The sequence below is a fragment of the Tatumella sp. JGM118 genome (assembly GCF_018257515.1).
Classification (GTDB): domain Bacteria; phylum Pseudomonadota; class Gammaproteobacteria; order Enterobacterales; family Enterobacteriaceae; genus Tatumella; species Tatumella terrea.
This window is the reverse complement of the sequence record NZ_JAERJR010000024.1, coordinates 25,182-39,149: the sequence shown is the minus strand read 5'-3', so window position 1 is coordinate 39,149 and position 13,968 is coordinate 25,182. Positions and strand designations below refer to the sequence as shown.

Here is a 13,968-nt window from a genome sequence, read left to right as displayed (position 1 = left end):
ATGGGTATTCTTCAGGCTATAGCCTTACAGGATCAATCACCACCTCCCTAGGAGGTGGTTTAGGGGTGACAATAAAAGAACGGGAGCCAGAGGCTCCCGTTCTTCAGTCCGTCAGCGGTCCGGTGTGTCTCAGGACTGGCGGCTTTTGATGGAATTAATGATATTAGTGGTGGAAATACCATCTTCAAAATTCAGGATCCGAACCTCACCGCCATTGGCTATGACCTCTTCGCCTCCGGCAACCTGCTCCGGCCGGTAGTCGCCCCCTTTGACCAGTAAGTCCGGTAAGATTTCGCTAATCAGGCGCTGAGGCGTATCTTCTTCAAACGCGACCACCCAGTCCACGGCTTCCAGCGCCCCCAGCACAATCATACGGTTCATCAGCGCATTGACCGGACGGCTTTCGCCTTTCAGACGACGGGTAGAGGCATCACTGTTGACTGCCACAATCAGTCTGTCGCCCAGCTTGCGTGCATGAGCCAGATAGGAGACATGGCCGGCATGCAGAATATCGAAGCAACCGTTGGTCATAACGACCTTCTCTCCGCGGGCCCGCGCCTGTGCAACCGCCTGTTTCAGTTGCTGTTCATCCATCACCCCGAACCCGCTTTCCGGACGGGCATGAATGGCATTTTCCAGTTCCAGCGGACTGACGGTCGAGGTGCCCAGCTTACCGACCACCACCCCTGCGGCGGCGTTGGCCAGGAAACAGGCATCTTCCAGGCTGCATCCGGCCGCCAGGGAAGCGGCCAGTACACCGATCACCGTATCACCGGCTCCGGTAACATCGTAAACTTCCTGCGCCAGTGTCGGTAAATGTACCGGATCTTTACCTGGCTGCAGCAGGGTCATCCCATGCTCTGAACGGGTCACCAGCAGCGCTGACAGTTCATATTTTTCCATCAGCGTCATACCGCGGCCGATAATTTCGGCTTCATCACGGCATTTTCCGACCACGGCTTCAAACTCTGACAGGTTCGGTGTCAGTAACGTTGCACCGCGATAACGTTCAAAATCGGTCCCTTTCGGGTCGATCAGCACCGGTACCCCGGCGTCACGGGCCAGACGGATCAGCGTTTGTACGTCAGACAGCGCCCCTTTCGCATAATCAGAAAGCACAACCGCGCCGACCTGATCCACAGACGCTGTCATACGCTGATGGATGGGCTGCGGGTCAATATCCCCGAAGCCTTCTTCAAAGTCGAGACGGATAAGTTGCTGATTACGCGACAGGATCCGTAATTTGGTAATGGTCGGATGGGTGCTGAGGCGGACAAAATCACAGCCAACCTGCACCTCTTCCAGCGTCCGGCATAAGGTGTCGGCCGCTTCGTCTTCTCCGGTCAGACCAATAATGCGTGAAGCCGTCCCGAGGGCCGCGATATTCATTGCGACGTTTGCCGCTCCGCCAGGCCGCTCTTCCACGGTTTCCACTTTAACCACCGGCACCGGTGCTTCAGGAGATATGCGTTGTGTCGGTCCGTACCAGTAACGATCCAGCATCACGTCACCAATCACCAGTACACCCGCACGGCCAAAATCAGGCAGCGTTACTTTCATTCAAACGACTCCAGACAGCAATTAACCAGACCAAAATTTTTGCCGATAATACCACAAACACCCTTCCGTGTTTGCTATCTGCAAGACCTAATCCGCTGACCCGACAAAACAGCCAGCAAAAACACTGCAGTTAAGGCATCAGAGACAGAAAAAAGTTGCCCGTACGACAGCGCGTGACAGGTTACGCCGGCTGTTCCAGCCAGTGGTGCCAGCTCTGCGCTACCGTTTGCCTCTGAGGCATAAACGCCTCCTCTGCCACCGTGGCAGGCAGGGATTGCAGCGCGAGGTGATGCAGCGCTTCCCGTAGCGAGACATAAGCCGCACTTAATTGCTCAGCTTCCTCCGCCGGCATAACACCGTAGTGCGCCATCGCTTCAAAGATACGGATATTATCCGACCAGCGGGTCAGCGCCGGCTCACTGGCTGCCTGCCCCAGTACCAGATATTGAGCGATAAACTCAATATCGGTGATCCCGCCCTGGTCGGTTTTAATATCCCAGCGTTGCCTGACTTTACTGCCCAGGTGCTGACGCATTTTTTCACGCATCTCCCGCACCTCGTTCTGCAGCGCCGGCTGAGGCCGCGGCTGACAAAGCACTTCGCGGCGAATCTCATCAAAACAGGTCGCCAGCCGGGCGTCACCGTAAACGATACGGGCGCGGACCAGCGCCTGGTGCTCCCAGGTCCAGGCCTCTTCCAGCTGATATTGCCGGTAAGCACTGAACGTACTGACCAGCATACCGGCCGCGCCCGACGGACGCAGCCGGGCATCGACCTCGTACAGAATGCCCGACGCGGTACGGGTACTGAATAAATGCATAATTTTCTGGGCCAGTCGCAGGTAGAACTGACGGCCATCGATGCTTCGCGCGCCATCGGTAACAGCCTCCTCCGGGCAGTCATGCAGAAAGACCAGATCCAGATCAGAGCTGTAACCCAGTTCAAGCCCGCCGAGCTTACCGTAACCGACCACCGCAAATCCCCGCTGCTGCATATCACTGAGATAGGAAGGCCGGCCATACCGCTGAACCATCATACTCCAGGCCTGCTGTACCACGGTTTCAAGGATCGCCTCAGCGAGCCAGCTCAGGTGATCACTGACTTTCATCACCGGTAAAGCGCCGGCAATATCGGCGGCGGCAATACGCAAATGCTGAGTCTGCTTAAACTGGCGCAGGGCTTCCAGTTGCTGCTCTTCATCATCCACCGGAATTCGCATCAGATACTGGCGTAATTCGTCACGATAAGCATTCGTGGCCATCGGCTGATACAGCGTCGCCGGGTCCAGCAATTCATCCAGTAATAACGGATAACGTGCCAGTTGATCGGCGACCATCGGAGAAGCGGCACATAAACGGATCAGGTGAGACAGCGCACCAGGATGTTCTGTCAGCAGTTCGAGATAAGTGCTTCGTGTCAGCACACCGCTGAGCAGGGGGAGCAGTCGCTGCAGCACCGTATCCGCCTGCGGACGCGGACAGAGTTCTGCCAGCAGGCGCGGCATCAGCTGGTCCAGCGCCAGGCGGCCGCGGGGGCCGATGGTACGGCGGTTAGCATCGTGACGGAAATGGTGTAAATGGTGTAATAATTGCTGACGTTGTGCGTCATCCAGCGCCGGGGTGAGCGGGGTCAGCTCTTCGCAGGTATATTCACCCAGCCACAATTCATTATAATCACCGGCCAGCGGTTGCCCGCCCGCATCGGGGATATCCTCGCCGATCAATGCGTCAAAGATAGCCCTTACCCGCGACATATGCTGATTCAGCACTGTGCGTAGCTGCGCCCAGTCAGACGTGCCCATCGCCCAGGCCAGCCTTTCCTGCTGCAGGGGATCCGCCGGCAATGTCTGCGTCTGCTGATCCCCGATACTTTGCAGCAGATTTTCCAGCCGGCGCAGCCAGAGGTAGGCGGCCCGCAATTGCGTCACCTCCTCTGCGGGTAACAGATGGAGCGTAGCAATAGCCTCCAGTGCCGCAAGCCAGGAACGTTGCTGGAGAGAACGCTCACGTCCGCCGCGGATCAGCTGAAACACCTGAACGATAAATTCGCATTCACGGATCCCTCCGGCGCCCAGCTTAATATTATCCGTCAGTCCCCGGCGACGCACCTCGCGGGCAATCATGCTTTTCATGGTCCGTAGCGACTGGATCACGCTGAAATCGATATAACGCCGGTAGATAAACGGACGCAGCATCTGCTGCAATTCCTGGTAGCCATCGTCGTCCGCCTCTCCCATGATCCGCGCCTTCACCATGGCATACCGTTCCCAGTCCCGTCCCTGTTCCTGATAATAGTCCTCCATGGCCGCAAAACTCATGACTAACGGCCCGCTGTCGCCGAAAGGCCTCAGACGCATATCGACCCGATAGACGAACCCCTCGGGGGTTTGCTGATCCAGTAATTTGATCAGACGCTGCCCCATGCGGGTAAAAAACTGAGTATTGTCGAGTTCACGCCGGCCCCCGCGGGTCGTGCCGTTTTCAGGCCAGGTAAAAATCAGGTCGATATCTGACGAGAAATTCAGTTCGCCCCCTCCCAGCTTACCCATCCCCAGGATATACAGGGTCTGGGGCTTTCCTTCGGCGTTACAGGGCGTTCCCCATTCCTGGCAACACTGGCGGTACGTCCAGTCCCGCGCCGCAACAATCAATACCTCCGCCAGCTCACTGAGCTGACGCAGGCTTTGTTCCGTAGCGGCCAGAGAAAGTGCCTGCATCCAGGCAATACGTACCAGCATATGACGCCGGAATTCACGTAATACCTGCATGACCTTCGCTTCACTGTCTGCCGGCTGTAACGCTACGCTCAGCCAGGACGCATAGTGTTGCCATTCCTCCGCCTGAGGTGGCTGTTGCTGTATCTGCTGCCACCATCCGGGGTGCTGTTGTAAGCTTTCGCAGATAAAGTCACTGAATGCCAGGGCTGCGGCCGGTAAGGTCTCCGGCGGGAGTGGCGGATTCAGCGTCGCGGCTGCTTTACCGGCCAGATCCTGCAACAACGAAGGTAACGGCAACATACACTTTTCCTGTGATTTCTGTTGAAGGGCTGCCTGAACTTTGCAGCGATTATTCTCTGATTTTGGCCGCCTCATTGCCGTTCAGCCAGAAAGGGGCCTGCCGGTGAAGCGAGCGTAAGGTCCAGGGGAGATCATCGTACTGCTGTTCATTGATCTTTTTCAGTGCCAGCCACCAGGGGGCCAGCCACTCATCGACCGCCGCTATCGGGTAAGCACCGCACAGCAGACAGACAGCCAGTAACTGCTTATGGATTTTCAGGACTTTATCCTGATATTCAGACTCCTGATTAAATTCGGCGGTGATCTGTTTTAATTCCGCGAAAACCCGCCCCAGCATCACATCACAGAAGCGCTTAAACGAGCCTTCCATCTTTTTACGGTGCTTATCTTCCAGCAGCGCCTTCCACGGTTGTTCGATTAACCAGTGGGTCAGTATCAGTTGGGTCTGTGCAGAGACGGCAGAAAAACAGAGCGTTTCGGCAGAGATATCCCCGGTCATCGCCTGTTCCAGTGCCAGCAACTGTTCGCGTAACTGTCCCGTGGCCTTACGCGGAAGCATGCCACCGAACAAGGTAAACACCTCACGGATCGCCAGCAGGATTTCCCGGACCCGGGCGGCCGCCTTGCTATCACCGTTCAGCCAGAGTTCTTCGTGGTACTGCCATTCTGCCAGTAAGGTGGATAACATCGCCTGTAAGCCCTGCTCACAGTTCAGTTTCTTTTCCGACTGCAGACGCGGGAACGGGTGGACATCTTTTGGCGGATTCCCCTGAGCCAGATGGTAACCGCGGGCAGCTTTACTCAGGCTGCCCGGACGCAGACCTCCGTCACCCACCAGCTCAAAAGCAAACGCCATTAAATCGTGGCGCGTTCCCTGCTTCAGTTCCAGCTCGACTTCAAATAGCGGCACCTGCAGTTCACCGGCAATCACGGCTCCCTGATCGAACGCCACTTCGATTTCACTCTCCGCATAGGTGATAAGCCAGACTTCCCGGACGAAATCGGTCTGAAACAGCGGGTGCAGCTGTTGCTGCAATGCATCGACGTCCGTGCCTTCCGGCCAGACATCCGCTGGCAGCAGACGGATGTCCAGGGCATTCGCGGTTAAGCTGACATTGTATTCCGGACGCTGATGCAAGCCGCCCAGCGTCTGTCCGCGGGTTTTCAGCGTCATCTCATACTGATTATCAATGCCACGGATGCGTAACCCCATATCCCAGCGACGCAGCTGGTTGTCCGGGGTTTCAAAATAGATGTTTGCTAACGTACGGGGGGCGAAATGCTGGCCCGGGCAGCCATTCAGGCGTTCTGCCAGACGGTTCACGGCTTCTTTACTGGCAATGAACTTTAATTCTGTTTCAATGGTCATAGGATCTCTGAGTATCACAATTGCTATCAATTAACCGGAAAATTACTCCATCATCCAGAGTAATCGACTAAAGACTCAATGTCCTGGATTTGTTAGGCTTTACCATCGCCGAGAACAGGAAAGTTCTCATTTATATCTATCCGGCCCCTCTCCAGACTGTGGCATTGAACTAACCCCTATAATATGCAAAAACGACGTCGAATGAATAAAATTACACGTACTGGTATTTTTCTGCTGGCTTTCACCGGTCTTGCGCCGGTCGTCCATGCAGACACCACCCGCTATATTTCTGATGAGCTGTCCACCTGGGTCCGCAGCGGCCCCGGGGATCAATACCGTCTGGTCGGCAAGCTGAATGCCGGAGACCAGGTGACGTTGTTACAGACCAATCAGGATACCCACTACGCCGAAATTCGTGATGGCCAGGGCCGGACTAACTGGATCCCGCTGTCACAGCTAAGTGATTCCCCCAGCCTGCGGACCCAGGTCCCCCAGTTGCAGCAGCAGGTAAAAGTGCTGACCGATAAGCTGGCGAACATTGATAACAGCTGGAACCAGCGTACGGCAGATATGCAAAAGAAAGTGGCCGGCAGTGATGATGCCATTAATGCGCTGAAGCAGGAAAACCAGAATCTGAAAAATCAGCTGATCGTGGCACAGAAGAAAGTGAATGCCGCCAACGTTCAGTTAGATGATAAGCAACGTGCCATTATTATGCAGTGGTTTATGTATGGCGGCGGAGTGCTGGGGATCGGTCTGCTGCTCGGTCTGTTGCTGCCCCATATGATCCCGCGTCGCAAAAAAAGTGACCGCTGGATGCGCTAACCGCGACAGACTGATGCCTGCCGGGGATGCTGCCCCGGCAGGCGGTTTCCGGCCAGTAATTTCCGAATTGTCCTGGTCCTGTATACTGTGACAGAAATACAGGGGTGATATAGGAGTTATGCCGTGAAAACTTATCTGGTCGGCGGTGCCGTCCGTGACGCTCTGCTGGGGCTACCGGTCAAGGATCGGGACTGGGTCGTGGTCGGCGCAAGCCCTGACATGCTTCTGGCACAGGGATATCAACAGGCCGGACGCGATTTCCCGGTATTCCTCCACCCGGTCAGCCATGAAGAATATGCACTGGCACGTACCGAACGCAAAGCCGGTCATGGTTATACCGGCTTCACTACCCGCTTTTCCCCGGATGTGACGCTGGAAGACGATTTACAACGCCGGGACCTGACCATCAATGCGATGGCCAGGGACAGCGACGGACAGATTATCGACCCCTGGCAGGGCCGGCAGGATCTGCAACACCGCCTGCTGCGTCATGTGTCTCCCGCCTTTATCGATGACCCGTTACGGGTTCTGAGGGTCGCCCGTTTTGCGGCCCGTTTCTCGGCGCAGGGGTTCACCATCGCCCCTGAGACGCTCGCACTGATGCAACAATTATCTGCCAGTGGTGAACTGGCTCACCTGACCCCGGAAAGGGTGTGGAAAGAGACCGAAAAGGTGCTCTGCGGCCCCGCACCGGAGGTCTATTTTCAGGTATTACGTGACTGTGGTGCTCTGCAGGTATTATTCCCGGAACTGGATAATCTGTTCGGCGTCCCTGCGCCGGCTAAATGGCATCCTGAAATAGACACCGGCATTCACAGCCTGATGACGCTGGCCATGGCCGCGTCATTAACCGATGACCCTGCCGTGCGTTTTGCCGCGCTGTTCCACGATGCCGGTAAAGCCCTGACCCCGCCGGCCCTCTGGCCGTCACACCCGGGTCATGGTGTGGCAGGACTGCCGCTGATCAGCGCACTGTGCCAGCGCCTGAAAGTCCCGAACCATTACCGGGATCTTGCGCTACTGATCACTGAATTTCACGATGTACTGCACACGATTGAGCGTCAGCCGGCAGAGAAGATTATCGGTTTGTTTGACAATATCGACAGCTGGCGCAAACCCGAACGCATTCTGCAACTGACGCTCGCCAGTGAAGCCGATGCCCGCGGCCGGGCAGGCTTAACCGCTAACCCTTACCCGCAGGGAGCTTTTGTCAGAAAGATGTATGAAATTGCCGCCGCCGTACCGGTCGCAGCGATTGTTCAGGCAGGATTTAAAGGGCCGGAGATACGTCAGGAACTGACCCGCAAACGGACGGAGGCGTTGGTCCCGTACTGCCAGCCGCTAGCGTAAGAGTGACAAGCTGCCCGGCCACACATTCTGTGACCGGGCGGCTGCGTCATTGCCGGATTAGCTAAAAACAGCAAACACGACTGCTGCCAGGATAAAACGGTAAATCGCAAAAGGGATAAATGACATCCGCTTGATCACGCCGAGGAAGGTCTTTATCGCCACCAGCGCAACGATAAAGGCCATGATAAATCCGGTGGCGAACATCGGCACGTCACTGACCGTCAGGAAGCTCAGGCTTTTATATAAATCCAGCGCGGTTGCTCCCATCATCATCGGAACCGCCAGCAGGAATGAAAATTCTGAGGCAGCAAAACGACTGACGCCCATCAGCATCCCGCCGGAGATCGTGGCGCCTGAACGCGAAAATCCTGGCCAGAGCGCAAGGCACTGAAACAGACCGATCATAAATGCCTGCCGGTAGGTGATATCATCCAGACCGACGGCTTTCGGTTGTGCCGGTTTCAGTTTTTCGGCCAGAATCAGTAACACCCCGCCGGCGACCAGCGCATACATCACATTCATCGGCGTAAATAACGCTTTAATTTTGTCATGCAGGATCAGACCGAGCACTACCGCAGGGATCATCCCCAGTAAAATATGGATCAGCGTCAGATGTCCCTGACCTTTACCTTCATGGGGAACCTGACCAAACCGGATACCTATCAGGCCAAACAACCGCCGCCAGAACATGACGACCACGGCCAGAATCGACCCCAACTGGATCACTACTTCAAAAGTTTCGGCGGTTTTATCTTCAAATCCCAGCAAATGACCGACGATAATCATATGCCCGGTTGATGATACCGGTAAAAACTCTGTTAACCCTTCCACTATGCCCAAAATTGCGGCAACGAACAGGTGATGCATATCTGCCATCCCGGACTACCCTCTTTTTTTTATTCCACCCTGTAAATACCATCCATTACCGTCTGAAATTCAGACGGTAAATCACGGCCAATGCCAGGAACAACGGTGACGAGCGGGCTGAATTACCGCATCGCAACAGATGAACCAGACTTATGACATCTGTACTGTGGTTGGGTTTCATTAAGATGGCAATCACCGGAAGAGTATTACCGTTTATTTCGGAATATTACCTCGTTCAATACGGACGCCAACCTGAGCTGCCTGCGCCACCGCACCCGGTTTACTCACTTTGATCCTGACGCCTTCCAGCCCGAAACGCTGCATCAGCAAGCCGGCGATCTCTTCCGCCACCCGCTCCACCAGGGCAAAACGCTGTCCCTGTAAATGGTGAAGCACTGCTTCAGAAACATCGGCATAGCTCAGACAATCGGCGACATCATCGCTGGCTGCCGCTTTACGGTTATCCCAGGCCATTTCAATATCCAGCAACAATTTTTGCTGGATAGTCTGTTCCCAGTCATAAGCCCCGATGGTGGTAAATACCGTCAGTTGCTCAATAAAAACTATATCCATAGTGACACTCTCTGTATTTTTGCCGTGAACCGATACCACTTCCGATACTTTATGCGTATTATCCTCTGTCAGCGACCAGGATAACGGACAAGGTATTAGAGGGTATTATGACAGTAATTGCCGCAGGAATGATCCTTTTTGCCTATCTTTGTGGCTCCGTTTCAGGAGCAATACTGCTGTGCAAAATACGCGGATATCCTGACCCGAGGACCCGGGGTTCCGGTAATCCGGGCGCGACCAATATTCTGCGCGTTGGCGGTAAGCTGGCGGCGGTCGCTGTGCTGTTATTTGATGTTTTAAAAGGTATGTTACCGGTCTGGCTGGCCTATGCGCTGCACGTGTCGCCGTTCTTTCTGGGTCTGACGGCCATCGCTGCCTGTCTGGGACATATCTATCCGTTATTTTTTCATTTTCGTGGCGGTAAAGGCGTTGCCACCGCGCTGGGCGCCATCGCCCCTATCGGCTGGGATCTGACGGGGCTGATGATGGGGACGTGGCTGCTGACCGTGCTGCTTAGCGGGTATTCATCGCTGGGCGCGATTATCAGTGCGCTGATTGCACCGTTTTATGTGTGGTGGTTTAAACCGCAGTTTACTTTTCCGGTCTCGATGCTGTCCTGTCTTATCCTGCTGCGCCACCATGACAACATACAGCGCCTGTGGCGCGGCCTGGAACCGAGACTCTGGAAACGCAGAGGCAAACGCCGGAAATCAGAATAACGCAATTCTGACCTCCGGTGATACCCGCCCTCAGGACGGGCAATCGCCAGGTTACTGGTTGAGCGGCGGCAGTTCTGCTAATGGCCAGCGGGGACGAACCGTGATCCCCAAATCACTCTCTGTACCGCCTTTAAAACGCACCATTCCGGCATAGGCTATCATGGCACCATTATCGGTACAGAACGCCGGACGGGCATAGAAAACCTCTCCCCCCAGTTGCTGCATCATTTCCGCCATCCGGCTGCGTAAGGTGCGATTAGCACTGACGCCACCGGCAATCACCAGCCGCCGGAAACCGGTCTGCTGCAGCGCCCTTTTACACTTAATCATCAGCGTATCCACCACAGCATCCTCAAAGGCTCTGGCGATATCTGCACGCGTCTGTGCATCGTCGTCATGGTTACGGATGGTGTTTGCGGCAAACGTCTTCAGTCCGGAGAAGCTGAAATCCAGTCCCGGACGGTCGGTCATCGGCCTCGGGAAGGTAAAACGACCGGCCACGCCCTGCATAGCCATTTTAGATAACAGCGGACCGCCAGGGTAATCCAGGCCCAGCAGTTTTGCCGTTTTATCAAAAGCCTCTCCGGCGGCATCATCAATAGACTCGCCCAGTAACCGGTACTCACCGATGCCGGTGACACTGATAAGCTGGGTATGCCCGCCGGAGACCAGTAAAGCGACGAACGGGAATTCCGGGGGGTTCTCTTCCAGCATCGGTGCCAGCAAGTGACCTTCCATATGATGAACAGGGACAGCCGGGACCTGCCAGGCAAACGCCAGCGAACGTCCGACCGTTGCCCCGACCATCAGGGCGCCCACCAGTCCGGGGCCGGCCGTGTAGGCGACCGCATCGATGTCTTCCGGGGCCAGCCCGGCTTCCGCCAGGGCCGCCTGGATTAACGGCACGGTTTTACGCACATGATCCCGGGAGGCCAGCTCCGGCACAACACCGCCGTAATCCGCATGTAAACTTACCTGACTATACAACTGGTTAGCCAGCAGACCGGATTCATCGTCATAAATTGCAATTCCGGTTTCATCGCAAGACGTTTCTATACCCAAAACTCGCATCACACTCACCTCTGATTTCGCTGCAGGAGTGTACCACAGGAGATAATTCAGACCTACGCTGCACGATTTCATTAAAAACATTTTTTACCGGCCAAAGAATAGGCTATACTTCGCGGTCTGAAAAAACCGGCAGCCGCAGCGCAGAGTGCTCGTTGGTTTGAAATTGTTCATGGTGCTTTACAAGTCAGCCTACGCTGGAGTAAAATACTGCACCATTTTGAAATAAGCTGGCGCTGCAGCCAGCTGCAAAAACCGAATTTTATCGAGGTGAGAGTTACATGCCGGTAATCAAAGTACGTGAAAACGAGCCTTTCGACGTTGCACTGCGTCGCTTCAAACGTTCATGCGAAAAAGCAGGCGTTCTGGCTGAAGTGCGTCGTCGTGAGTTTTATGAAAAACCAACGACCGAACGCAAACGCGCTAAAGCATCTGCTGTTAAGCGTCATGCCAAGAAACTGGCTCGCGAAAACGCACGCCGTACTCGTCTGTACTAATTTCTTCGGGAGCACGCTCCCTTGCGTGTTAAACGCAGACTGAGTTAAGTGAAAGGCCGTGCTTTCCGAAAGGAAGCGCGGCTTGTTGCCGTTTATGAGCTAAAGATCCGGAGCCTATGGCTGGGAAAATACCGCGTATATTTATCAATGACTTGCTTGCACGCACAGATATCGTGGATCTGATCGATGCCCGTGTGAAGTTAAAAAAGCAAGGCAAAAACTATCACGCCTGTTGCCCTTTCCATAACGAAAAAACACCGTCCTTTACCGTTAACGGCGACAAACAGTTTTACCACTGTTTTGGCTGTGGTGCCCATGGTAATGCTATCGACTTTCTGATGAATTTCGACCGTCTGGAATTCGTTGAAACCATCGAAGAACTCGCCACCATGAACGGACTGGAAGTCCCTTATGAAAGTGGCAGCGGTGATAGCCCCCTGGAACGCCATCAGCGTCAGAGTCTTTATCAACTGATGGATGGCCTGAATAGCTTCTATCAGACATCGCTGACCGGTCAGACGGCCGAACCCGCACGCCAGTATATTCAAAGCCGTGGGTTAAGCCAGCAGGTCATCGACCACTTTTCGATAGGTTATGCTCCGCCGGGCTGGGATAATGCCCTGAAGCGTTTCGGAAAACAGCAGGAGGACAAACAGTCCCTGACTGAAGCCGGAATGCTCATCACCAATGATAATGGCCGGAGTTACGATCGTTTCCGTGACAGGATCATGTTCCCTATCCGCGACAAACGCGGCAGAGTCATTGGATTTGGCGGCCGGGTACTGGGGAATGATACCCCGAAATACCTGAACTCACCTGAAACGCCGATTTTCCATAAAGGGCGCCAGCTATACGGCCTTTATGAAGTCACCCGTCAGCATCCGCAGCCCGAAAAACTGCTGGTCGTTGAAGGGTATATGGATGTGGTTGCGCTGGCACAGTTTGGTATCGATTATGCCGTTGCCTCGTTAGGCACCTCAACGACCAGCGAACATATCCAGTTATTATTCAGAAATACCGATACCGTGATCTGTTGCTACGACGGAGACCGGGCAGGCCGCGATGCGGCATGGCGGGCCCTGGAAACGGCCCTGCCCTATATGACCGATGGGCGGGAACTGCGTTTTATGTTCCTGCCGGACGGGGAAGACCCGGATACACTGGTACGTAAAGAAGGCAAAAACGCCTTTGAACAGCGGATGGTTCAGGCCGTGCCGCTGTCAGACTTTTTATTTGAAAGTTTACTGCCTCAGACCGACTTAAGCAGCCGGGAAGGGAAAGCGAGACTGAGCACGCTGGCACTGCCGCTGATCAGTCAGATCCCCGGCGAGACCTTGCGGATTTATCTGCGTCAGGTGTTAGGCAATAAACTGGGCATTCTGGATGACCGGCAGCTGGAGAAGCTGTTACCGGCACAGGCTGAGCATAAAACCACCCCCGCGGGTCCGGCCATGAAGCGGACCACCATGCGGATACTGGTTGCCCTGTTATTGCAGCATCCTGAACTTGCCGCACAGGTACCCTCACTTGACGGACTGATGGACACCGGGATTGCCGGACTCCCTCTGTTCGCGGAACTGGTACAACGTTGCAACGAGCAACCGGGGATGACGACCGCCCAGCTGCTGGAAAGCTATCGTGATACAAAAACCGGCCAGTCCCTTGAAACTCTGGCTATCTGGAACCACATGATAGTGGATGATGAAGTGGAAGCCGTCTTCAGCGATTCACTGGCAAGTATCTATGACTCGGCCCTGGAACAACGCCTTGAGCAGCTAATTGCCCATGACCGCACCCGCGGACTGAACAGTGAAGAGCGCCGGGAATTACAGTCGCTGCTGACCGCTCTGGCGAAAAAATAGTATTCAGCAGCTTCGCCCCGGCGGAGCTGCACAGAGAAATGTAAATACTGATGAAAAAATCATCAGGGACCACAGACTCTGCCGGGTTCTTCTATACTGAAACCTGAAAGATGACAAAAAGATTACTCGCGGCTTAATTGCCGATTACTGAGGGCAGATGCCCATTGCTGCGATGAAGGCCGCAGCTATTGAACGCCTTTACTGTTATTGCCGGTTACCCCCGGCCAACACCAATCTCATTAACAGAAGTGTGGATACCGTC

At 54.8% G+C, this 13,968-nt stretch carries 11 protein-coding genes; 5 read left to right on the top strand and 6 right to left on the bottom strand.

What is annotated here, in order from left to right:
- Positions 1-129: 129 nt before the first annotated feature.
- From hldE to JK223_RS15360, 3 genes are all read right to left on the bottom strand, one after another.
- Positions 130-1,560: a bifunctional D-glycero-beta-D-manno-heptose-7-phosphate kinase/D-glycero-beta-D-manno-heptose 1-phosphate adenylyltransferase HldE gene (gene hldE, locus JK223_RS15370; RefSeq protein ID WP_212715026.1), complete on the bottom strand. Its 1,431-nt coding sequence runs from the start codon at positions 1,558-1,560 to the stop codon at positions 130-132.
- A 181-nt stretch (positions 1,561-1,741) separates the two neighbouring features.
- Positions 1,742-4,576 carry a bifunctional [glutamate--ammonia ligase]-adenylyl-L-tyrosine phosphorylase/[glutamate--ammonia-ligase] adenylyltransferase gene (glnE, locus tag JK223_RS15365; protein ID WP_212715025.1) on the bottom strand — a complete coding sequence of 945 codons (2,835 nt, stop codon included), beginning with the start codon at positions 4,574-4,576 and terminating at the stop codon, positions 1,742-1,744.
- Positions 4,577-4,625: 49 nt separating this feature from the next.
- A complete protein-coding gene (locus JK223_RS15360; RefSeq protein WP_212715024.1) occupies positions 4,626-5,945 on the bottom strand; it encodes an inorganic triphosphatase in 1,320 nt (439 codons plus the stop codon).
- A gap of 201 nt (positions 5,946-6,146) precedes the next feature.
- Here JK223_RS15360 and JK223_RS15355 point away from each other — a divergent pair, with 201 nt between their 5' ends.
- Positions 6,147-6,770: a TIGR04211 family SH3 domain-containing protein gene (locus JK223_RS15355; RefSeq protein ID WP_212715023.1), complete on the top strand. Its 624-nt coding sequence runs from the start codon at positions 6,147-6,149 to the stop codon at positions 6,768-6,770.
- Positions 6,771-6,893: 123 nt separating this feature from the next.
- Positions 6,894-8,120 (top strand): multifunctional CCA addition/repair protein, encoded by a 1,227-nt coding sequence (locus tag JK223_RS15350; RefSeq protein ID WP_212715022.1) that lies wholly within the window; start codon positions 6,894-6,896, stop codon positions 8,118-8,120.
- A gap of 57 nt (positions 8,121-8,177) precedes the next feature.
- On the opposite strand, the gene bacA is transcribed toward JK223_RS15350, so the two are convergent.
- Both bacA and folB read right to left on the bottom strand, forming a co-directional pair.
- Entirely contained in the window at positions 8,178-8,996 is an 819-nt protein-coding gene (gene bacA, locus JK223_RS15345; protein WP_212715021.1) for an undecaprenyl-diphosphate phosphatase, read from the bottom strand.
- A 204-nt stretch (positions 8,997-9,200) separates the two neighbouring features.
- Positions 9,201-9,560, bottom strand: a complete 360-nt coding sequence (gene folB / locus JK223_RS15340; RefSeq protein ID WP_212715020.1) for a bifunctional dihydroneopterin aldolase/7,8-dihydroneopterin epimerase — start codon at positions 9,558-9,560, stop codon at positions 9,201-9,203.
- A 107-nt stretch (positions 9,561-9,667) separates the two neighbouring features.
- On the opposite strand from folB, the gene plsY reads away from it, so the two are divergent.
- Positions 9,668-10,279 carry a glycerol-3-phosphate 1-O-acyltransferase PlsY gene (plsY, locus tag JK223_RS15335; RefSeq protein WP_212715019.1) on the top strand — a complete coding sequence of 204 codons (612 nt, stop codon included), beginning with the start codon at positions 9,668-9,670 and terminating at the stop codon, positions 10,277-10,279.
- Between the two features lie 51 nt (positions 10,280-10,330).
- Here the strand turns inward: plsY and tsaD are convergent, their stop codons facing one another.
- The gene (gene tsaD, locus JK223_RS15330; protein ID WP_212715018.1) at positions 10,331-11,350 is read right to left on the bottom strand and encodes a tRNA (adenosine(37)-N6)-threonylcarbamoyltransferase complex transferase subunit TsaD; all 1,020 of its coding nucleotides are present in this window, start codon (positions 11,348-11,350) and stop codon (positions 10,331-10,333) included.
- Positions 11,351-11,628: 278 nt separating this feature from the next.
- On the opposite strand from tsaD, the gene rpsU reads away from it, so the two are divergent.
- Both rpsU and dnaG read left to right on the top strand, forming a co-directional pair.
- On the top strand, positions 11,629-11,844 hold the full coding sequence (gene rpsU / locus JK223_RS15325) for a 30S ribosomal protein S21 (RefSeq protein ID WP_001144069.1): 216 nt from the start codon (positions 11,629-11,631) through the stop codon (positions 11,842-11,844).
- A gap of 116 nt (positions 11,845-11,960) precedes the next feature.
- Entirely contained in the window at positions 11,961-13,706 is a 1,746-nt protein-coding gene (gene dnaG / locus JK223_RS15320) for a DNA primase (RefSeq protein ID WP_212715017.1), read from the top strand.
- The last annotated feature ends 262 nt before the right edge of the window (positions 13,707-13,968 follow it).

Coding starts and splice junctions, on each gene's coding strand:
- hldE (WP_212715026.1), bottom strand. CDS start 1,560: ATGAAAGTAACGCTGCCTGATTTTGGCCGTGCGGGTGTACTGGTGATT.
- glnE (WP_212715025.1), bottom strand. CDS start 4,576: ATGTTGCCGTTACCTTCGTTGTTGCAGGATCTGGCCGGTAAAGCAGCC.
- JK223_RS15360 (WP_212715024.1), bottom strand. CDS start 5,945: ATGACCATTGAAACAGAATTAAAGTTCATTGCCAGTAAAGAAGCCGTG.
- JK223_RS15355 (WP_212715023.1), top strand. CDS start 6,147: ATGAATAAAATTACACGTACTGGTATTTTTCTGCTGGCTTTCACCGGT.
- bacA (WP_212715021.1), bottom strand. CDS start 8,996: ATGGCAGATATGCATCACCTGTTCGTTGCCGCAATTTTGGGCATAGTG.
- folB (WP_212715020.1), bottom strand. CDS start 9,560: ATGGATATAGTTTTTATTGAGCAACTGACGGTATTTACCACCATCGGG.
- plsY (WP_212715019.1), top strand. CDS start 9,668: ATGACAGTAATTGCCGCAGGAATGATCCTTTTTGCCTATCTTTGTGGC.
- tsaD (WP_212715018.1), bottom strand. CDS start 11,350: ATGCGAGTTTTGGGTATAGAAACGTCTTGCGATGAAACCGGAATTGCA.
- rpsU (WP_001144069.1), top strand. CDS start 11,629: ATGCCGGTAATCAAAGTACGTGAAAACGAGCCTTTCGACGTTGCACTG.
- dnaG (WP_212715017.1), top strand. CDS start 11,961: ATGGCTGGGAAAATACCGCGTATATTTATCAATGACTTGCTTGCACGC.